Origin of the sequence: Acinetobacter baylyi DSM 14961 = CIP 107474 (assembly GCF_000368685.1) — a bacterium.
GTDB classification, from domain to species: domain Bacteria; phylum Pseudomonadota; class Gammaproteobacteria; order Pseudomonadales; family Moraxellaceae; genus Acinetobacter; species Acinetobacter baylyi.
In genome coordinates, this window is sequence record NZ_KB849628.1 from 1192255 (window position 1) to 1210823 (window position 18569).

Consider the following 18569-nt stretch of genomic DNA (forward strand, 5'->3'; position numbering starts at 1 on the left):
ATTACAGATTTCAAAATTAGGGGCGTCGCCAAGTGGTAAGGCAGCGGGTTTTGATCTCGCCATCCGTTGGTTCGAATCCAGCCGCCCCTGCCATTTCTATATAAAGTCAGACTTAATTAACTGTCATGTTAATACTCAATTTTCTTGACATTAACAGACAAAAATATTAAAGTTCTGCCGCATTAGGGGCGTCGCCAAGTGGTAAGGCACCGGGTTTTGATCTCGGCATCCGTTGGTTCGAATCCAGCCGCCCCTGCCATATAACAGATTATTTCTTTAAACTACCCGTCGGAAAAATAAGATATTTTTTTCCTTGCGCTCGGGCGAAGCATTGCTTAACCCTTTAGGTCAATAAATATTTTCCTTTGCGCGCGGGTGAAGCGTTGCTTCACGTAATCCTCGCTCAGGTGCTTCATGCCCAATCTTGTCGTTTTTAGTGGAAATGCTCATCCACAGTTCGCTCAAAAAGTCGTCAGCCACTTACATATTCCTCTAGGTGCGGCATCAGTCGGACATTTCTCCGATGGTGAAATTTCAGTAGAAATTACTGAAAATGTTCGTGGTAAAGACGTTTTTATCGTGCAGCCAACTTGTGCTCCAACCAATGATAACCTGATGGAAATCTTGGTAATGGCAGATGCCTTGCGTCGTGCCAGTGCTGGGCGTATTACCGCTGTTATTCCTTACTTTGGTTATGCTCGTCAAGATCGTCGCCCACGTTCAGCACGTGTTCCAATTACAGCAAAAGTGGTTGCAGACATGCTCACTACTGTCGGTGTAGATCGTGTTGTGATGATCGACCTTCATGCCGATCAGATTCAAGGCTTTTTCGATATCCCTGTCGACAACATCTACGGTACACCTGCTTTGCTTGCTGATTTGCGTCAGCAATCGCATGACAATTTGATGGTGGTTTCACCTGACGTTGGTGGTGTAGTACGTGCACGTGCTGTTGCAAAACAGATGGGTGATATTGATCTTGCAATCATCGACAAGCGTCGTCAAAAAGCAAATGAATCACAAGTGATGCATTTGATTGGTGATGTAAAAGATCGTGACTGTGTCATCGTCGATGATATGGTAGATACTGCTGGTACGCTTTGCAAAGCAGCAGATGCATTAAAGCAATTTGGTGCTCGCCGCGTTGTTGCCTATGCCACTCACCCTGTTTTATCAGGTAAGGCATTAGAAAACTTGCAAAATTCTGTGCTTGATGAATTGGTAGTGACAGACACTATTCCTCTTTCTCCTGAAGCACTGAATCTTGGTAAAATCCGTCAAGTTTCTGTTGCGAGTATGGTGGCTGAAACAATTCGTCGTATTAATAACGAAGAATCTATTAGCGCAATGTTCGATAGTTATCTATAATAGCCCAAATTTTTTCTTAACCCTGGCCTTGGCTGGGGTTTTCTATCACTAAACTGGTCGCAAGTTTAGTTTATTTAACCTTAATGAGGATTTATCTCATGGCAAATTTTGTACTTAACGCTACTGCGCGTAACGAAGACAAGCAAGGGAAAGGTGCGAGCCGCCGCCTTCGTCGTGAAGCGCTTGTTCCAGCAATCATCTACGGTGGTGAAGCTGAGCCTGTTGCTGTAACAATCGAACTTCGTGAGCTTGTAAAAGCACTTGAAAACAACGCTTTCTTTGAAGAAGTTGTTGAAGTTAAAGTGGGCGACAAAGTTGAAAACGTTAAAATTCAAGCGTTACAACGTCATCCTGCAAAAAACACACCTATGCACGCTGACTTCAAACGCGCGTAAGTGAATAAAGGCGTAAATTAGTGTCAAAAATTTCGCTAATTGTTGGTCTGGGTAATCCCGGTGCGGAATATGCCCAGACCCGTCACAATGCAGGTTTCTGGTTTGTAGAACAACTTGCAGATCGATACAACATTACACTTAAAAAAGATCCAAAATTTCATGGATTCAGTGGCCGTGGGCAAATTGAGGGACATGATGTTCGTCTTTTGATTCCAACAACCTTCATGAATCGTTCTGGACAAAGTGTTGTTCCCTTTTCAAAATTTTATCAAATTTCTCCAGAAGCCATTCTAATTGCTCATGATGAGCTTGATATGGACCCAGGTGTAATTCGCTTGAAAACAGGCGGAGGCCATGGCGGCCATAATGGTCTGCGTGATATCGTTCCCCATATTGGCGCAAACTTTCATCGTCTACGCATTGGTATTGGACATCCTGGCTCAAAAGATCGTGTTTCAGGTCATGTATTAGGTAAAGCTCCCCAAAATGAGCAGACACTCATGGAGGATGCCATTCATCATGCACTATCAAACACCAGACTTTTAGTCGATGGTCAGATTGCTCAAGCCATGAATCAAATCAACGCTTACAAACCAAAATAACATGAATTGTTGAACAATCATGCTTGCCATGTGTTTTGTTTCAGAGCAAAATGCGCATTTCCACCCACAATGATGTGGTCGTGTACCGACTCAAGGACCAGATCAGACGTTTAGGTCAATTCAGGAGACGCAAGTCATGCTATCTCGATTATTAAAATGCAAAATTCACCGTGCTGTCGTTACACATGCCGAGCTCCATTATGAAGGTTCTTGTGCGATTGATGGTGTATTGATGGATTTGGCAGGGATTCGTGAATATGAAGAAATTCATGTCTGGAATGTGACCAATGGTAAACGTTTTACAACTTATGCCATTCGCGGCGAAGACCATTCAGGTATTATTTCAGTGAATGGCGGTGCAGCACATCAGGCAGAAGTCGGTGACTTGGTAATTATTGCGACTTTCGGTGATTTTACCGAAGTCGAAGCAAATGCACACAAACCTCGTCTGGTTTATGCAAATCCAGACAATACAGTCAATCATACCGCAAACTGCATTCCTGTACAGGTCGCATAAACAAGTCAGTTTTTAAAAGCTCGCGCCATGCGAGCTTTTTTATGCATGCTAAAATTTCAAAGATTTGATTAAATCTGACTTAGCTTTGAACTGATTGTTCTATAGAAATTCTATTATTTTTAAAATAAAAAGCGCTATACTGAAGCGACATCGCTTCAGGGCGGGGCGTAATTCCCCACCGGCGGTAAGCTCAACACGAGCAAGCCCGCGAGCAATTGGACCATTTAATGGCGTCAATCGCAGATCTGGTGTAAATCCAGAGCCGACGGTATAGTCCGGATGAAAGAAGACGACGTTTCAACATAAAATAGCTTTGCTATTTTATTGCTACGCCCCCATTTCTCATCAGTCCTGAAATGTTTAACCGTAATTTACGAGAGCATTTCATATGTCTAGTTTGATTCAAGCTGAAATTTTCTTTTCAGCCCTTTCCCCTGCCGAGCAGCGCATCCAACAAGCTTTGGATGACATTCGTCATGGTAAGCCTGTTTTGGTCATGGATGATTTTGATCGTGAAAACGAGGCCGATTTAATTGTGGCTGCCGAAACCCTCAATGTCGAGACCATGGCGCGTATGATTCGTGATGGCTCAGGTATTGTTTGCTTCTGTCTAACCGAACAACTGGCAGATCATTTAGAATTGACACCTATGGTTCAAAACAATTCAAGCCAGTTTCATACAGCATTTACCGTCACCATTGAAGCAGCGCAGGGCGTAACCACTGGTGTTTCCGCCAAAGACCGTGTAAAGACCATTCATACTGCCATTCAAGATGGTGCTATCGCCAGTGATTTAAACCGCCCAGGTCATGTGTTTCCTTTACGTGCGCGTGATGGTGGTGTTTTGACTCGTCGAGGGCATACCGAAGCAACCATTGATCTGGCACGTTTGGCAGGTTTAAAACCCTCGGGTGTGCTATGTGAATTGACCAATCCTGATGGTAGTATGGCAACAGGTATTCAAGTGTTGGCTTATGCTCAAACACATCATCTGACCGTAATTACCATTGAAGAACTGGTACAGTATCGCATCAAGCATAATGTTTAGATTTTGATTTATCCCGAGCAATCGAGTTCGGGATTTTTATTTACTGTTCCATAAACCTAGACCATATAAGGGCCATTTTTGCTTTACTGCAATATTATTGATACACAACGCTATTAGTACTAGAGCAATAGCTCCTGTCAATACAGGAAAAATAAGAAAGCTCCAAGAATAGTAGATACTAAAAGCAGTTAATAATTTACTATAACTTTTTAGAAAGCCTCATTATTCGTTTTTTGTAGCGGGTTTCAATCAAAACACCTCAGATCACACTAAAAATCTAATGAACAAACTGATTGATCAATTACAGGCCGAATAAGCTTTTTAGTCTTCTAACATCGGCTGTAACAAATGCTGTCTCATTCCATCTGCACGTAGCCAAGCAAAGTCATAACTTGCCTGCGCCAGAGATAAAATACGACGTTCAAATTCCTGCCATACAGGTTTAATCTGTTGACTATGTAGTCCTAAACCACTTTCATCTGCTAAATGCTTATTTTTTTCACAGAGCTTGAGTGCATGATAAAGTTTGCGCCCTTTAGTCGCACTCTCAAGTAAGCGTACACGTTTAGATTCTAAAAAATGCATCACGATAACTAAATTAGCATGAGGCAACATTGGAATAAGAATTTGATCAAGCTGCGAATCCAGTCTATGCCAAATACTCAGCTGCTGATCAGGCGTGAAGCTATTCCAGCGAATAATTTCATGATTAAATCGACGACAGCCTCGACACACATGATCACCAAACGTTGTAGAACAACGTCCAGCACAAGGAGTTATGGTCGGAATACGGCGATTGTGATTCAAAATATTCTCTCTGTTTGTGGTTTAGATAGATCACTAAAAATTGCTGATGATATTATTGATCTACCATATCTAGTATGCAATATCATTTTAACCACAATACTTAGTATTTTGAGTATAAATACAACATTTACTCTTTGAAGATATTTCTCATGACCAATCAACATCGAGTTTAATTCTTTTGGTGGTTTAATCTTTGCTGAAAAATAATCCCTACAAACTGTATTGATTTCTAGCCTAATTATTGATTTCACGTTAAAATACGCGCCAGAAATTTTCTCTCACACATTTGGAGTTTTCCATGAACGCTACTGTAGAACAGCTTGCACCTGTAGAACAGCAAGCGACCACTGATTGGGTTGTTGCCGCACTATATCAATTTAAAGAAGTTGCTGATGCTGCCGATTTGCAGCAGCGTTTACTTGATTTAGTCAAAACGATCAATCTGTGCGGAACTCTAATTGTTGCAAGTGAAGGAATCAACGGTACAGTTGCAGGTGATCGTCACGCCATTGATACCATTCGTGAGTTTTTATTGAACGAAGGCTTTCATGCGATGGAGTACAAAGAATCACATAGCGCAGAAAAACCATTCCGTAAAATGAAGATTAAGCTCAAACAAGAAATCGTGACGTTGGGTGTAGAAGTAAAACCGCGTGACTTAGTAGGACATTATCTTGACCCGAAAGAATGGAACGAACTGATTAGTCGTGATGATGTTATTTTGGTTGATACCCGTAATGATTACGAATATAAAGCGGGTACATTCAAGGGCGCGATTGATCCAAAAACCGAAACATTCCGCGAATTTCCAGATTACGTTAAACAAAATCTGGAGCAGCATAAAGATAAGAAAATTGCGATGTTCTGTACAGGCGGTATCCGCTGTGAAAAATCAACATCTCTTTTACTTCAGGAAGGCTTTAACGAGGTGTATCACCTTAAGGGCGGTATTTTGAAATATCTGGAAGAAACACCTGCCGAAGAAAGCTTATGGGAAGGCGAATGTTTTGTATTTGATGGCCGTACAGCAGTTACTCATGGTGTAGAAGAAGGTCAGAATGTGAAATGTCACGCTTGTGGCTGGCCACTCACCCCAGAAGAAGTCGCTTTACCGAGTTATGAGCACGGTGTTTCTTGCGTGTACTGCATTGAAAAAACCACAGAGAAACAGAAAGAAGGTTTCCGTATGCGTCAATCACAGATTGCTGCTGCAAAACGTAAGCGCCTTTAAAACAAACTATATTTAAGATTCAAGCCGAAATATTTAAGATTTCGGCTTTTTTATTGTGAACTACCCTATCACTTGTCCAATAATGAAAAATTGACCCGAAGCAAGTACAACTTTATCGATAATCTGCATGTCTAAGGCATCGACATGAATTTTTAATGAGGTTGGGTTTTCTGCATCTACAAAAGCCACCATAGCATCGAATTTTTCTGCTTTAAGGATGTGTAGTGCATGATCATGTAAGGCTTTTGCAACACCCTTACCTCTAGCATGAGGACTCACCAATACAGGCCCATAACCAGCATAATGCAGATCAGACAATGCCCTTTCCTGTAAAATCAGAATGTTTTCATGTGAGCTGATATATTGAATAATTTCTGGGCCATGTTGAGCGCGTTCACGCTGTATCACCAGAAAACCGACAGGGTCTCCCTCAATCTCAGCTGCATAAACTGCGCCTATTTCAATCCACTGTTTCATTACTTGATCAAAATGCGCATTATCTTGGACAAAACCTTCGTCCAAGCTCTTTCCTAATTGATAAAGGGCTTGTTTAGAATTCTGTTTATACAATGTATTCATCCAGCTCTCATCCTCATGACCGCATTGTCGAATCACGATGTTTTGCATTAGATTTCCTCATCTACAGTATTTGTTGTTATATAGAAAACTTAACTTAACAGGTTGCATCGATACTTGTGTAAGGATGTGTCATTTTCATCATCGTTCAACCTCTGGTTATCGGCTCAAATAAGCTATTAGATGGATATTTGTGTACGCCAAATCATCTTCTGTTCACCTCCCCTATTTAACGCATTTGATTACAACATATCGAAAAACAGGTGTGATTTTTACATAAGCAATATGGGCAAATGTATTCATGCCCCTTAATATCATTTTTATTTGACGACCAAACGTATATGGAAAATTGGGTTATCCAGATCATTGAACGCTTAGGCTACCTTGGTATTGCTTTTTTAATGTTTCTAGACAATGTTTTCCCTCCTATTCCCTCTGAAATCATCATGCCTAGCGCAGGCTATACAGCTTCCCGTGGGCAGCTTCAAATTATTGGGGTGATTGTTGCTGGAAGTTTGGGTTCAATCCTTGCTGCTGCAATTCTATATGCGCTTGGAAGACAAATTTCTCATGCCGCTTTGTTTCGTTGGACAGATCGTTATGGCAAATATTTATTGATTCAAACTAAAGATTTACAAATAGCACTTGAATGGTTTGAAAAGTATGGCCACCGTATTGTGTTTTTCGGTCGCATGATTCCTGCAGTACGTTCACTGATTAGCATCCCTGCGGGCATGAGCCGTATGCCTTTTTGGAAGTTCATGCTGTATAGCAGCTTAGGAACGGTTATCTGGACAACATTTCTGGCTGGAGTGGGTTTTTATTTCGGTGAAAATCAAGCATTCATGTTTAGCATTATGCATCGTGTTGGTTATTTGATTTTGGCAATCACCTTGATGGTTTCTGTTTGGTGGATTTACCATAAATTTTATAAAAAAAGATAAGCTAACTCGATTTTTTAGAGATATTTTTTTCAATAAACGGTGGATTGGTTAAACACTCTCGTTTGACTGCTGAGAGGATTTTTTGAAATTTTGGGCAGTTTAATGGATTATCAAAGGAACATTGCGCCACATGACGTAAAGTCTTACTTAACACCTTCATCTCTACAATCTTTTCTTCAATTTGCAATGCTTTTTGTTTTAATTGATTTTTATCAATCGGTGACTGTGGTTTTTCAAGCATGCTCCTGATTTCTTGGATTGAGAATCCAGCTTGCTTAGCCAAGTGAATTAGTGCCAACTGATCAATGATCTGTATTGAAAAGACACGTTGTAAACCTTTTCGTCCAATTGGATGAATCAATTTTTCTTTTTCATAATAACGAATCGCAGAACTTTTCAATCCTGTCTGTCTCGCCAATTCTGACATTGTGATTTCTTTCATATTGACTTGAAGTTCACTTCAATTTGTAGACTAACAATGATTCAATCTAACAGGATTATTCCAAATTGAAAGCACTTGAAGTTATTTTTGTGGGATGTGGTGCAACACTATTCATGGATGCGTATAGTTTTATTTTGAAAATATATTTCGGCGTTCAATCACTTGACTACCGTGTTATTGGAAGATGGCTCATTTACCTAAGTAAAGCCAAGTTTATTCATCATACGATTATGCAGACTCCAGAGGTCAAATATGAAAAAGTATTCGGCTGGTTGAGTCATTATCTGATTGGTATCTTATTTTCAGCGATATTTTTTCAGTACACAATTAATCACCCCTCTCCCACACTCCTTTCAGCACTTACTTTTGGGTTGGTTACGGTCGTAATCCCCTTTTTGATCATACAACCCTGCCTAGGTTTTGGCCTAGCAGCAAGTAAGATGCCCTTAGTTTGGATTGCCCGTTTTAAAAGTATCGGACATCATCTTATTTTTGGTTTAGGTCTATATTTATCATTTCAAATCTACCATTATGTCTGGTTGAGCTAAGTTATGACAAAATCATCAATTCGAGGCAGTTATGCAACATGAATTCTGGCATCAACGCTGGCAGGAAAACAGAATCGGTTTTCATCAATTTACACCGAGTCCACTGTTAGTCGATTATTTTAACGAACTTGGCTTAAAAACCTCTGCCCGTATCTTTGTTCCATTGAGTGGTAAAACACTGGATATTAGTTGGTTATTACAACAAGGCTACCATGTTGTGGCAATTGAGCTTAGCCAAATCGCTGTAACATCATTGATTGAGCAATTAGTTGAAGACTTCGATATACAATTTGAGTCTTCCGAAAAGAATAATCTGATCCATTACCATCACCCACAAATCGATATTTTTGTCGGTGATTTTTTTGATCTAAGCAAAGAACAATTAGGACAGGTCGATGCAATTTTTGATCGTGCAGCATTGATTGCTTTACCAGACGACATACGCCAAGACTATGTTCAACACTTGATCGAGATCAGTGGTGCTGCATCTCAGTTTTTAATTAGCTACCAATACGATGCAGGCAGTCATGAAGGACCTCCTTTTTCGGTCAATGCAGAAGAAATTAAACAACTTTATGCTGAGGCTTATGATATCCGACTTTTGAAGGAGCAACTTGTCGATGCATCTCAAAACAAAGGAAATCACCCCAAGAGCACACTATGGATACTCACTGCCAAGTTCTGAGCATAAAAAAACACCTCTATTTTTAGAGATGTTTTTTATATATTTTCATCGGATGTGTGATATGCCATAAGCATAACAACACACTTCACTAATTTTAACTTGGTGTATGCTACATGAGCCGCAATGATAGCAGCGCAAGAGAACATTTCACCTGTTCTTAATGAGGTGTATGGTACATGAGGTACAATTCATTCAGATTGTCTGGAATTTCTTCTGCAAGTTCATCCATAAGCTGACCATTACGACGGAAAGATTCCATCTGTGGGTCTTCTTCATCAATACCGCTAAATACCATAATCGGCAAAGTCAAATCGACCAGTTGCTCTTCATGCTCTGGTGTAAACCATGCATCTTCATTCAAGAACATCGCATCGACAAAACCAACACTCCAGTCGCCCAAGCTTGACTCGGTGTCGGCTTCTTCAATTTCAAAGGGAAACTCGATACCTTCTTCATTGGCCAGATTTTGACGAATCTGATCCAGCCATGCTGAAATCTGTTCAATAATTGCTGTAGGCACTTTTTTCTGATTGCCTTCAAACAATTCACTTAACCATTGATCAAATTGAGGCCCGACTGCAATCGCACACAGAAAACCATGAGTGGCTGCAAAATCTAGACCGTATTCATTTTGGTCACCGTCGAGATAATCGCTTAACAGGTCTAAATTCAAGGTACTCATTTTGTATCCAACTTCTAAAAATTAACGCATAGCATAACATTTTCAAATGTTATGCTACATCTGATTTTCGTTAGTCTTCATCATCGTCTAGATCGTCATCATCTAAATCATAATCAAAGTCTTTTAACTCACGCTCCAAACGGCGCTGAGCCAATAAATCATCAATTAAACGACGCTTTTCCAATGATTCTTTTGCACTGATTTTGCCAGATGCTTCATCAAAACTAACATCATCATCATCACTGTAGTTATCATCTAATTCAAAATCTGTAGAAGACACTAAAACTACCTCATAATGAAAAAATGTGAATGGGTCTAGGCGCTATTTATCGCCCTTTATGCACCTTGTCAAGTTTTATTTATTTTTTTTGATTAATTCAGTCTTTTTGAACTTTTTTTCTGCAAAAAAATTGTATATTGCTAAAACTCTTGTTAGTGTTGAGCATTATGCGTGCCGCAGAGTGAAAAAAATAAAGTTCACAGCACTTGAAAAAATAAAGTTTCATCCCAACATTCAAAAAATAGTCGTGATATCAAAGATTTTTTTTAATTTATATGTAGCCGATCAAATCGAAAACATTCATAGCAAATTGTGCTATCATGCACGGTTTTTTACTGCCACAGATTCAACGAAGAGTAAGCAAAGATGAGCGATATGCATTCCCCTACTTCTCAAGTAGCGGCTCTGATTAGCCGAGGCAAAGAACAAGGTTACTTAACCTACGCTGAGGTTAACGATCATCTCCCAGACTCGATCACGGAAAGCGAGCAAATTGAAGACATCATTCAGATGCTTCAGGACGTTGGTATTCCTGTGCATGAACGCGCACCTGAATCTGATGATACGATGTTTGGTGATTCCACAGAAGCCGATGAAGTTGCTGAAGAAGAAGCAGCAGCAGTACTTGCATCTGTAGAAAATGAGCCAGGTCGTACTACAGATCCTGTACGCATGTATATGCGTGAAATGGGAACGGTTGAGCTCTTAACGCGCGAAGGCGAAATCAGCATTGCAAAACGTATCGAAGAAGGTATTCGTGATGTTTTGCATTCGATTGCTTACTGGCCGAATGCCGTTGAAGTTGTATTACAAGAATATAATGATTATGTAACAGGCGAACGTCGTCTGGCCGATATTCTTTCAGGTTATCTCGATCCAGAAACAGATGATGATATTCCAGAAGTACTGGAAGAAGAGGCTGAACTGGAAGAAGATGATGAATCTACATCTAAAACCACCACCAAAGACGTCAAACTTGATGATGATGACGAAGAAGAGGAAGAGTCTGAAGGTGATGACGATTCTGAAGGTGATTCTGGTCCAGACCCTGAAATCGCAAAAGTACGTTTTGAAGAATTAGAAGCTGCCTGGAAAAACACCAAGACTGTCATTGAAAAACACGGCCGCAATAGCGAAGAAGCAAATGCTGCGCTAGAGTCGCTCGCAACTGTGTTTATGATGTTTAAATTTACCCCACGTTTGTTTGATATCATTTCAGAAATGATTCGTGGTACACATGAAAACATCCGTTCTAACGAACGTGAAGTGATGCGCTACGCAGTACGTCGTGGTCGTATGGATCGTACCCAGTTCCGTACCAGTTTCCCAGGTCAAGAATCAAATCCGGCTTGGTTGGAAGAACAAATTGCGAAAGCGCCAAATGAAAGTAAGGCCTATCTTGAAAAAGTACGTCCTGACATTCAGGCATTCCAGCAAAAAATTGCAGAGATTGAGCAAGACTTAAACCTAAATGTACGTGAAATTAAAGAAATTGCAAAACGTATGGCTGTAGGCGAAGCCAAAGCTCGCCGTGCCAAAAAAGAGATGGTCGAAGCCAACTTGCGTCTCGTTATTTCGATTGCGAAAAAGTATACTAACCGTGGTTTGCAATTCCTTGATTTGATTCAGGAAGGTAACATCGGCTTGATGAAAGCAGTTGATAAATTTGAATACCGTCGTGGTTATAAATTTTCGACCTACGCAACGTGGTGGATTCGTCAGGCGATTACCCGCTCAATTGCGGATCAGGCACGTACCATCCGTATTCCGGTCCACATGATTGAAACGATTAACAAGATCAATCGCGTATCACGTCAATTGTTACAAGAAATGGGGCGTGAACCAACACCAGAAGAGCTTGGTGAACGTCTGGAAATGGATGAAGTCAAAGTTCGTAAAGTGTTGAAAATTGCCAAAGAGCCAATTTCAATGGAAACACCAATTGGTGATGATGAAGATTCTCATCTTGGTGATTTTATTGAGGATTCAAACATCACTTCGCCAGTGGATGCAGCAACCTCAGAAGGCTTGAAAGAAGCAACACGTGAAGTGCTTGAAAATCTGACCGAACGTGAAGCGAAAGTCTTGAAAATGCGTTTTGGTATCGATATGCCAACCGACCATACTTTGGAAGAAGTCGGTAAACAGTTTGATGTAACACGCGAACGTATTCGTCAGATCGAAGCCAAAGCCTTACGCAAATTACGTCATCCTTCGCGTTCTGAACACTTACGTTCATTCCTCGAAAACGACTAAGTTGAGACAGGGAAATGCCACTTGAAATTTTAGTGGCCAAACCCCATTTAATATTCAAAGACATTAATGCCTGCATCATCGCAGGCATTAAATATGGAGAATGTTATGTTAGACCGCACACCATCTCGTGAACTCCGCGAAGATCTTTGGGTATTTCCAATGGATTATCCAATCAAGCTTATTGGTGATGCAGGTGACGAACTTCGCATTGCTGTAGTAGATATCTTGCAGAAGCATTTTCCTGATTTTGATGCTGAATCCATTAAAATACAGCCATCACGTACAGGAAAATACCACTCTTTGACTGCACAATTGCGCTTTGATGAGCTCGAGCAAGTTCATGCATTATATGCAGATTTAGCTGCTTGCCCACATATTCGTACTGCCCTCTAAGATAAAGACACGCCTTCTGGCGTGTTTTTTATTGGCATTTCTTTTTGCTTTTTAATCAAGGACACGATCTGTGAATGATACTGTTCTCAAACCCAATCTCATCATTCGTCATTATAAAAATCTGCACAATTATGCATCGTTATTCCAAGAAATGAGAAGCTATACAGATCAGCGGGATGAACATTCTCCAGATCAGCTTTGGATACTACAGCATCATCCTGTTCTCACTCAGGGACAGGCAGGTAAACCTGAACATATTCTCATACCCAGTGACCTTCCCGTGGTTCAGTCAGATCGTGGCGGTCAAGTCACTTGGCATGGCCCTGGTCAAATGGTGATTTATTTTATGTTTGATTTAAATCGCCTGAAATGGAATGTACGTACACTGGTGTCATTTGCCGAACAGCTGATGATTGATTTGATTAAAAAATACAATATAGACGCTTATGCCAAAGCCGATGCACCTGGCGTTTACGTAGCAGAACGCAAAATTGGCTCTTTAGGTTTTAAAATCCGCCGTGGCCGAAGCTATCATGGTCTGGCGCTGAATATCGATTGTGATTTATCTGGCTTTCAAACCATTAATCCATGTGGTTACGCAGGATTAGAAATGGTCAGAATCTGTGATCTTGTCGAAAATTATCCTCGATTTGATCAGCTTGCTCAGGATGTTACAGCTTACTTCAAAGAAAAAAGTGACTTTAATGACGTTCAAGTCATCTTGCAATAAATGACTTTCAGTTCGAGAAAAAATCAATTAGAGTAATTACTCTAAATAAAATTAGAATCTGTAAAAAGGGATAAGCACGTGATTTCAACCAAAGCCATGAAACCCGCTTTGCAACACGCCTATGTCAAACTCATGATGGATGTGATTGGACGAGGTCTTGTGATGGCAAGTCAAGTTGATGCAGAAATACAAGAGGAAATATCCAAATTTCCTGTCAATTTTATTTTATCAATGAATGTATTTCCCAATGGGCCTGCATTTATTGCTCAAGTGACTAAAGATAAAAAACTGAAATTGATTTCTCTGGAACAGGGAAAACCAGATCTGACCATTACGTTTAAACATTTAACTCATGCTTTTCTGGTGTTTTCCTTTCAAGAAAGTACCGCCCAGGCATTTGCCAATGACCGCATGATTGCCGACGGAGACGTCTCGAGTGCAATTCGATTGGTACGTTGTTTAAATAAAATGGAAGCGCTGATTTTACCTAAAGTGGTTGCTTCCCTTGCCGTGAAGCAATATCCAACTGAGCTCAGTTTGAAAGACAAATTAAGCGAAGCTGCCAACATTTATCTGAAAGTCGCACAATCATACTTAAAACGGAGTATATAAAAATGGCAAAGCCTTATTACGAATTTTTTTGTCCAGTAAAAGTGATTGCAGGCAATGCTGCTTTAGAACATATTCCATTTGAACTTGCGACCTTAGGTTCAAAACGTCCAATGATCATCACCGATAAAGGTGTAAGAGCCAATCACCTGCTTGAACCCATTGAAGCCGCTTTCAGCTCTACTGATGCCGAAATTGGTTATATCTTTGATGATGTGCCACCTGATTCAAGTTTACAAACGGTAAGAAAAGCAGCTCAGCTTTATCGCGATCATCATTGTGATGCGATTATTGCAATTGGCGGCGGTTCAGTCATTGATACTTCAAAAGCTACCAATATTTTAGTCTCTGAAGGCGGAGATGACCTGCTAAAATATTCTGGCGCTCACAATTTACCCAAACCCCTTAAGCCATTTTTTGTGATTCCCACTACGTCTGGTACAGGCTCTGAAGCCACCATGGTGGCTGTGGTATCCGACACAGAAAAAAATGTCAAAATGGCTTTTGCATCGTATTACTTGATGCCACACGCGGCCATTCTTGACCCACGTATGACACTGACCTTGCCTGCTCATTTAACCGCCATGACAGGTATGGATGCCTTAACGCATTGTGTTGAAGCATATACCTGTTTAGCATCTAATCCGCTCAGTGATGCTTACGCCAGCGCAGGTATCAAGAAAATCAGTGAACACCTTTTTAACGTTATTGAAAACCCAAGCGATTCACAAGGGCGTCTGGAGCTTGCACAAGCATCAACCATGGCGGGCATTGCCTTCTCAAATTCGATGGTAGGTTTGGTACATTCGCTGGGACATGCACTTGGTGCAGTAGCACATCTGCCCCATGGCTTATGCATGAATTTATTTTTACCCTATGTACTGGAGTACAATAAGGAAGTAAACGGCGATAAAATTGGTGAGTTGTTATTGCCACTTGCAGGCGCAGATATTTATGCGCAAACACCTGCAAATTTACGCGCAGATAAAGCCATTTCAACCATTCTGGCAATGCGTGATCGCCTGTTTAGCTTAACAAAGTTACCGCGTACATTACGTGAAACAGGTAAAATTACCGAAGCCCAACTGGATGAAGTGGCTGAAAAGGCGCTCAATGATGGTTCGATTATTTACAACCCGAAAGAAGCGAATATTCAGGATTTAAAAGCAATATTACACAAAGCCTGGTAATAGCAAAATTTGTACATTCGCCTACAGGCCTGAGTTCTCAATGAATTCAGGTCTTTTTATTTAAAATAAACTTTGCATTCATCCATTTGTTTTCCAATTTGGCAAAAAAATTGCTAAAACTTCCACAAAATTACTGACAAATGGCACCATTTTAGGATAGATTGGCGCACTTTACTTTTTCGAATAGGGGGGATCGTTCGTCTCAAACGATCCTTAACAGACATGACTGATCCTTGATCAACGATTATGAGGATACGCCGTTGACAACTCACACTGGGACTCAACCTGCGGCTAAATTGCAAAAAAATCTTGTGCTGTGGCACATTATCATTATCGGTTTAGCATACATCCAACCGATGACTGTATTTGATACCTTTGGTTTGGTATCTCAAGACAGTCATGGCCATGTACCAACGTCATATATCTTTGCTTTAATTGCAATTTTACTTACGTCCATCAGTTATGGACATATGATTAGGCGTTATCCTTCTGCGGGTTCTGCATATACCTATGCCCAAAAGTCCATACATCCCAATGTTGGCTTTATGGTCGGTTGGTCATCGTGGTTAGATTATCTACTCTCTCCACTGGTCAATATTATTCTGGCAGATATCTATTTACGTGCGCTTTTTCCTGGCGTCAATAACTGGTTCTGGGTCATTGGTCTGACTATTTTAATGACTGTTGTTAACTTGTTTGGCGCTCGCTTCGTTGCTCGCTTCAACAGCACCATTGTCTTTGTTCAGATTGGCGTGATCTTTTACTTTACCTACAAGGTATATCTACTGCTTAGTCAGGGCATCAATGCCGATGGAAGTTTAGATCAATCCCAGTACCAGCTCTGGAGCCTTGCCCCATTTTGGAATGAAATGACATCTGTTGGTGCACTCATTACAGGCGCAACCATTTTATGTTTCTCATTTACTGGATTTGATGCATTGTCATCTCTAGCCGAAGAAACTAAAAATGCAGAAAAAGTATTACCACGTGCAATTTTTCTGACTGCATTGATTGCAGGTGTGATCTTTATTATTAGCACCTATTTCATGCAGATTTACTTTCCAAGTAATCCAGCACAATACTTTCAAAAAATTGATGAAACTCAACCCGAGATTTTGCTCGCCATTGGTGGCATTACCTTCCAGACAGTTATTCTTTACTTTGCGATTGTCACAGTGATGGCATCAGGTATTTCGGCTCATGCAGGTGTGTCACGTTTAATGTATGTGATGGGACGTGATGGTGTTATTAACAAAAAAATCTTTGGTCATATTAGTCCAAAACTTTTCACGCCAACCTATAACATCGTAATTGTGGGTGTAGTTGCATTAACTGCTGGTTTCCTCGATTTTGAACACATTGCTAATCTGATCAGCTTTGGTGCCTTAACTGCATTTAGTTTTGTCAATTTTTCTGTGATTTCACGTTATGCTTTACGTGATGGCCGCACGAAGAATATGAAAGATATTCTCAATTACATTGTGATTCCGACATTAGGGTTTGCGAGTGTATTTATGATGTGGCTTGAAATTGATCAGCTTGCACTCAAAATCGGTTTAATCTGGGCAGCAGTTGGTGTCGGTTATTTGGCCTATAAAACACGCGGGTTCCGTTATCCACCTCCGCAACACAATGAACATGAATAATCTTCAAATATAAAAAAGGCGCTCAGCGCCTTTTTTATTGTTAATTTTTAATCATAAAATTTATTTGTAATGGCTTGAACACGTAGTGCGTAAGCTTTTACGGTTTCGATATCGCCTTTAGGAATTTCATCGACACCTGCATCCGATGGGGTTTGAATTAAGGCACCAACAGAACCACCTAAATTATTAATATCATCACGGGTCGCATTTTTAGCATTGGCAGGCAACAAACCTAAACTGACCCAAATCCCCCCATGCTGTGAAGCTAAAGTTTGAAACTGGATTAAAGTCACTTGTTTATCCCCGTTTAAACTCGCGCTATTGGTGAAACCAGCAAAAATTTTGTCTTGCCAAGCACGTGTATACCACTTCTTAGAAGTAGCATCTGCAAACTTTTTAAATTGCCATGGTGCAGCTCCCATATAAGTGGGTGCAGCAAATACAATTGCAGCCGCGTCATCAAGCGTTTGCCAGTCTTGCTCCTGAATATCACCGTCTTGATTAATTTCGATTAGATTTGCATTGATTTGTGCAGCGAAATTTTCAGCCAAAACTTTGGTATGCCCATAACCAGAAAAATAAACCAGAGATACTTTAGCCATTAGAAATTGCTCTATTTGCATGAAGATATTTCAATGATATATTTTAGAAACTAGGTGTCAATTAGTTACCAAAAAGTAACTATGTGGTTTTTTATTATTTTTTACACAAAGCGAACAATGAAGGAGCGAATCAATGAACTCTATACTTGCCTATAATGTGTATAGCCAGTTTTGTCCTGCACGGCATTTTTTTGAAAAAATGGCAGATAAATGGGTCTTGTTGATACTCAATGTGCTTGGTCGAGAACCACTACATTTCAATTTACTTAAAAAGCGAATAGAAGGAATTTCCCCTAAGGTGTTATCGCAAAAGCTAAAAATATTGGAGCGTGATGGTTTTATCAAACGTGAAATACAGCAAACCTCCCCGATTCGCGTAGAATATAGCTTGACGGATTTAGGACATGATGTCTCACAAACTGCATTCAAGCTTAAAGAATGGGCCGAATCGAATATTGAAATCGTTCTAAAAGCCCAACATCAATATGATGCAATAATGTCGATCAACTCATGATAAAGGCTGAAAACCCTGTTGTCGCCATGCTTCATATACAATCACCGCAGTTGCATTAGACAAGTTCAAACTACGAGAGTTTTCTGCCATTGGTAAACGAATCCAGTTTTTTTGTGGAAACATAAACCGAACAGACTCAGGCAAACCACGCGTTTCAGGCCCCATCAGCAATGCAACAGGTCGATTTAAATCCACAGTATGCGGAGTCGCACTTCCCTTCGTGGTTAATGGAAAAATATCGGACTCAGAAATCCCTTGTGATTTTAAAGACTCAAGACATTGTTCAATATTATCCCAAATTTTCATCCGCGCATATTCATGATAATCCAGTCCTGCACGTTTGAGTTTCTTATCATCTAGCTCAAACCCCAAAGGTTTAACCAAATGCAATTGCGCCCCAGTATTGGCACACAAACGGATAATATTGCCTGTATTGGCAGGAATTTCAGGCTCAAACAATACAACGTGGATCACAAATTTTCTCAACTACAAAATAAGAGAACA

The 18569-nt window shown here is 40.4% G+C and carries 23 protein-coding genes, 2 tRNA genes, 1 pseudogene and 1 riboswitch; of the genes and pseudogenes, 18 read left to right on the top strand and 8 right to left on the bottom strand.

The window, feature by feature from the left end; translation table 11 throughout:
• Positions 1 to 18: 18 nt before the first annotated feature.
• From F952_RS14875 to ribB, 7 genes are all read left to right on the top strand, one after another.
• Positions 19 to 93, top strand: a tRNA-Gln gene (locus tag F952_RS14875).
• Positions 94 to 184: 91 nt separating this feature from the next.
• Positions 185 to 259: transfer RNA gene (locus F952_RS14880), tRNA-Gln, on the top strand.
• 155 nt (positions 260 to 414) lie between these two features.
• Positions 415 to 1368 carry a ribose-phosphate pyrophosphokinase gene (locus tag F952_RS14885; RefSeq protein ID WP_004929444.1) on the top strand — a complete coding sequence of 318 codons (954 nt, stop codon included), beginning with the start codon at positions 415 to 417 and terminating at the stop codon, positions 1366 to 1368.
• Between the two features lie 98 nt (positions 1369 to 1466).
• Positions 1467 to 1763, top strand: coding sequence for a 50S ribosomal protein L25 (rplY, locus tag F952_RS14890; RefSeq protein ID WP_004929448.1), 297 nt, complete (start codon positions 1467 to 1469; stop codon positions 1761 to 1763).
• Positions 1764 to 1783: 20 nt separating this feature from the next.
• On the top strand, positions 1784 to 2365 hold the full coding sequence (gene pth / locus F952_RS14895; RefSeq protein WP_004929451.1) for an aminoacyl-tRNA hydrolase: 582 nt from the start codon (positions 1784 to 1786) through the stop codon (positions 2363 to 2365).
• Positions 2366 to 2501: 136 nt separating this feature from the next.
• Positions 2502 to 2882, top strand: a complete 381-nt coding sequence (gene panD, locus F952_RS14900; RefSeq protein ID WP_004929456.1) for an aspartate 1-decarboxylase — start codon at positions 2502 to 2504, stop codon at positions 2880 to 2882.
• Positions 2883 to 3030: 148 nt separating this feature from the next.
• Positions 3031 to 3177, top strand: a riboswitch (FMN riboswitch).
• 93 nt (positions 3178 to 3270) lie between these two features.
• Complete coding sequence (ribB, locus tag F952_RS14905) at positions 3271 to 3930, top strand: 3,4-dihydroxy-2-butanone-4-phosphate synthase (protein WP_004929459.1); 660 nt, start codon at positions 3271 to 3273, stop codon at positions 3928 to 3930.
• A 36-nt stretch (positions 3931 to 3966) separates the two neighbouring features.
• Here the strand turns inward: ribB and F952_RS17115 are convergent.
• Positions 3967 to 4125 (bottom strand): annotated as a pseudogene (locus tag F952_RS17115) (HPP family protein); the annotation flags it as partial.
• A 126-nt stretch (positions 4126 to 4251) separates the two neighbouring features.
• Positions 4252 to 4737 carry a DUF1289 domain-containing protein gene (locus F952_RS14910; RefSeq protein WP_004929461.1) on the bottom strand — a complete coding sequence of 162 codons (486 nt, stop codon included), beginning with the start codon at positions 4735 to 4737 and terminating at the stop codon, positions 4252 to 4254.
• 298 nt (positions 4738 to 5035) lie between these two features.
• Here F952_RS14910 and trhO point away from each other — a divergent pair, with 298 nt between their 5' ends.
• A complete protein-coding gene (gene trhO / locus F952_RS14915) occupies positions 5036 to 5968 on the top strand; it encodes an oxygen-dependent tRNA uridine(34) hydroxylase TrhO (protein WP_004929464.1) in 933 nt (310 codons plus the stop codon).
• A gap of 60 nt (positions 5969 to 6028) precedes the next feature.
• On the opposite strand, the gene F952_RS14920 is transcribed toward trhO, so the two are convergent.
• Positions 6029 to 6595 carry a GNAT family N-acetyltransferase gene (locus tag F952_RS14920; RefSeq protein WP_004929466.1) on the bottom strand — a complete coding sequence of 189 codons (567 nt, stop codon included), beginning with the start codon at positions 6593 to 6595 and terminating at the stop codon, positions 6029 to 6031.
• A gap of 290 nt (positions 6596 to 6885) precedes the next feature.
• On the opposite strand from F952_RS14920, the gene F952_RS14925 reads away from it, so the two are divergent.
• Positions 6886 to 7488, top strand: a complete 603-nt coding sequence (locus F952_RS14925) for a DedA family protein (RefSeq protein WP_004929468.1) — start codon at positions 6886 to 6888, stop codon at positions 7486 to 7488.
• A gap of 1 nt (position 7489) precedes the next feature.
• On the opposite strand, the gene F952_RS14930 is transcribed toward F952_RS14925, so the two are convergent.
• Positions 7490 to 7930, bottom strand: coding sequence for a helix-turn-helix domain-containing protein (locus tag F952_RS14930; RefSeq protein WP_004929470.1), 441 nt, complete (start codon positions 7928 to 7930; stop codon positions 7490 to 7492).
• Between the two features lie 65 nt (positions 7931 to 7995).
• Between F952_RS14930 and F952_RS14935 the strand changes: the two genes are divergently transcribed.
• Together F952_RS14935 and tmpT are read left to right on the top strand one after the other, a co-directional pair.
• Positions 7996 to 8478, top strand: a complete 483-nt coding sequence (locus F952_RS14935; protein WP_004929472.1) for a DUF2938 domain-containing protein — start codon at positions 7996 to 7998, stop codon at positions 8476 to 8478.
• Between the two features lie 31 nt (positions 8479 to 8509).
• Positions 8510 to 9163 (top strand): thiopurine S-methyltransferase, encoded by a 654-nt coding sequence (gene tmpT / locus F952_RS14940; RefSeq protein ID WP_004929475.1) that lies wholly within the window; start codon positions 8510 to 8512, stop codon positions 9161 to 9163.
• A gap of 157 nt (positions 9164 to 9320) precedes the next feature.
• Here the strand turns inward: tmpT and F952_RS14945 are convergent, their stop codons facing one another.
• Complete coding sequence (locus F952_RS14945) at positions 9321 to 9845, bottom strand: YecA/YgfB family protein (RefSeq protein WP_004929477.1); 525 nt, start codon at positions 9843 to 9845, stop codon at positions 9321 to 9323.
• Between the two features lie 70 nt (positions 9846 to 9915).
• Positions 9916 to 10125: a PA3496 family putative envelope integrity protein gene (locus F952_RS14950; RefSeq protein WP_004929479.1), complete on the bottom strand. Its 210-nt coding sequence runs from the start codon at positions 10123 to 10125 to the stop codon at positions 9916 to 9918.
• Positions 10126 to 10491: 366 nt separating this feature from the next.
• Here F952_RS14950 and rpoD point away from each other — a divergent pair, with 366 nt between their 5' ends.
• From rpoD to F952_RS14980, 6 genes are all read left to right on the top strand, one after another.
• Positions 10492 to 12381, top strand: a complete 1890-nt coding sequence (rpoD, locus tag F952_RS14955; protein WP_004929482.1) for an RNA polymerase sigma factor RpoD — start codon at positions 10492 to 10494, stop codon at positions 12379 to 12381.
• A 105-nt stretch (positions 12382 to 12486) separates the two neighbouring features.
• Positions 12487 to 12774: a YbeD family protein gene (locus tag F952_RS14960; protein WP_004929485.1), complete on the top strand. Its 288-nt coding sequence runs from the start codon at positions 12487 to 12489 to the stop codon at positions 12772 to 12774.
• A gap of 70 nt (positions 12775 to 12844) precedes the next feature.
• Positions 12845 to 13504: a lipoyl(octanoyl) transferase LipB gene (lipB, locus tag F952_RS14965; protein WP_004929487.1), complete on the top strand. Its 660-nt coding sequence runs from the start codon at positions 12845 to 12847 to the stop codon at positions 13502 to 13504.
• 78 nt (positions 13505 to 13582) lie between these two features.
• Positions 13583 to 14116: a hypothetical protein gene (locus tag F952_RS14970; RefSeq protein ID WP_004929490.1), complete on the top strand. Its 534-nt coding sequence runs from the start codon at positions 13583 to 13585 to the stop codon at positions 14114 to 14116.
• A 2-nt stretch (positions 14117 to 14118) separates the two neighbouring features.
• Positions 14119 to 15303, top strand: a complete 1185-nt coding sequence (locus tag F952_RS14975; RefSeq protein WP_004929493.1) for an iron-containing alcohol dehydrogenase — start codon at positions 14119 to 14121, stop codon at positions 15301 to 15303.
• Positions 15304 to 15563: 260 nt separating this feature from the next.
• Positions 15564 to 16949, top strand: a complete 1386-nt coding sequence (locus tag F952_RS14980; protein ID WP_004929496.1) for an APC family permease — start codon at positions 15564 to 15566, stop codon at positions 16947 to 16949.
• Between the two features lie 47 nt (positions 16950 to 16996).
• On the opposite strand, the gene F952_RS14985 is transcribed toward F952_RS14980, so the two are convergent.
• Positions 16997 to 17551 carry a flavodoxin family protein gene (locus tag F952_RS14985; RefSeq protein ID WP_004929499.1) on the bottom strand — a complete coding sequence of 185 codons (555 nt, stop codon included), beginning with the start codon at positions 17549 to 17551 and terminating at the stop codon, positions 16997 to 16999.
• A 133-nt stretch (positions 17552 to 17684) separates the two neighbouring features.
• Here F952_RS14985 and F952_RS14990 point away from each other — a divergent pair, with 133 nt between their 5' ends.
• A complete protein-coding gene (locus F952_RS14990; RefSeq protein WP_004929502.1) occupies positions 17685 to 18065 on the top strand; it encodes a winged helix-turn-helix transcriptional regulator in 381 nt (126 codons plus the stop codon).
• Here the strand turns inward: F952_RS14990 and F952_RS14995 are convergent.
• On the bottom strand, positions 18060 to 18539 hold the full coding sequence (locus F952_RS14995) for a tRNA (cytidine(34)-2'-O)-methyltransferase (protein WP_004929505.1): 480 nt from the start codon (positions 18537 to 18539) through the stop codon (positions 18060 to 18062). The genes F952_RS14990 and F952_RS14995 overlap by 6 nt on opposite strands.
• Between the last annotated feature and the right edge of the window lie 30 nt (positions 18540 to 18569).

Excerpts from the sequence above, each read along its gene's own strand:
- F952_RS14885 (WP_004929444.1), top strand. The coding sequence starts at position 415 with ATGCCCAATCTTGTCGTTTTTAGTGGAAATGCTCATCCACAGTTCGCT.
- rplY (WP_004929448.1), top strand. The coding sequence starts at position 1,467 with ATGGCAAATTTTGTACTTAACGCTACTGCGCGTAACGAAGACAAGCAA.
- panD (WP_004929456.1), top strand. The coding sequence starts at position 2,502 with ATGCTATCTCGATTATTAAAATGCAAAATTCACCGTGCTGTCGTTACA.
- ribB (WP_004929459.1), top strand. The coding sequence starts at position 3,271 with ATGTCTAGTTTGATTCAAGCTGAAATTTTCTTTTCAGCCCTTTCCCCT.
- trhO (WP_004929464.1), top strand. The coding sequence starts at position 5,036 with ATGAACGCTACTGTAGAACAGCTTGCACCTGTAGAACAGCAAGCGACC.
- F952_RS14920 (WP_004929466.1), bottom strand. The coding sequence starts at position 6,595 with ATGCAAAACATCGTGATTCGACAATGCGGTCATGAGGATGAGAGCTGG.
- F952_RS14925 (WP_004929468.1), top strand. The coding sequence starts at position 6,886 with ATGGAAAATTGGGTTATCCAGATCATTGAACGCTTAGGCTACCTTGGT.
- F952_RS14930 (WP_004929470.1), bottom strand. The coding sequence starts at position 7,930 with ATGAAAGAAATCACAATGTCAGAATTGGCGAGACAGACAGGATTGAAA.
- tmpT (WP_004929475.1), top strand. The coding sequence starts at position 8,510 with ATGCAACATGAATTCTGGCATCAACGCTGGCAGGAAAACAGAATCGGT.
- F952_RS14945 (WP_004929477.1), bottom strand. The coding sequence starts at position 9,845 with ATGAGTACCTTGAATTTAGACCTGTTAAGCGATTATCTCGACGGTGAC.
- rpoD (WP_004929482.1), top strand. The coding sequence starts at position 10,492 with ATGAGCGATATGCATTCCCCTACTTCTCAAGTAGCGGCTCTGATTAGC.
- F952_RS14960 (WP_004929485.1), top strand. The coding sequence starts at position 12,487 with ATGTTAGACCGCACACCATCTCGTGAACTCCGCGAAGATCTTTGGGTA.
- F952_RS14975 (WP_004929493.1), top strand. The coding sequence starts at position 14,119 with ATGGCAAAGCCTTATTACGAATTTTTTTGTCCAGTAAAAGTGATTGCA.
- F952_RS14985 (WP_004929499.1), bottom strand. The coding sequence starts at position 17,551 with ATGGCTAAAGTATCTCTGGTTTATTTTTCTGGTTATGGGCATACCAAA.
- F952_RS14990 (WP_004929502.1), top strand. The coding sequence starts at position 17,685 with ATGAACTCTATACTTGCCTATAATGTGTATAGCCAGTTTTGTCCTGCA.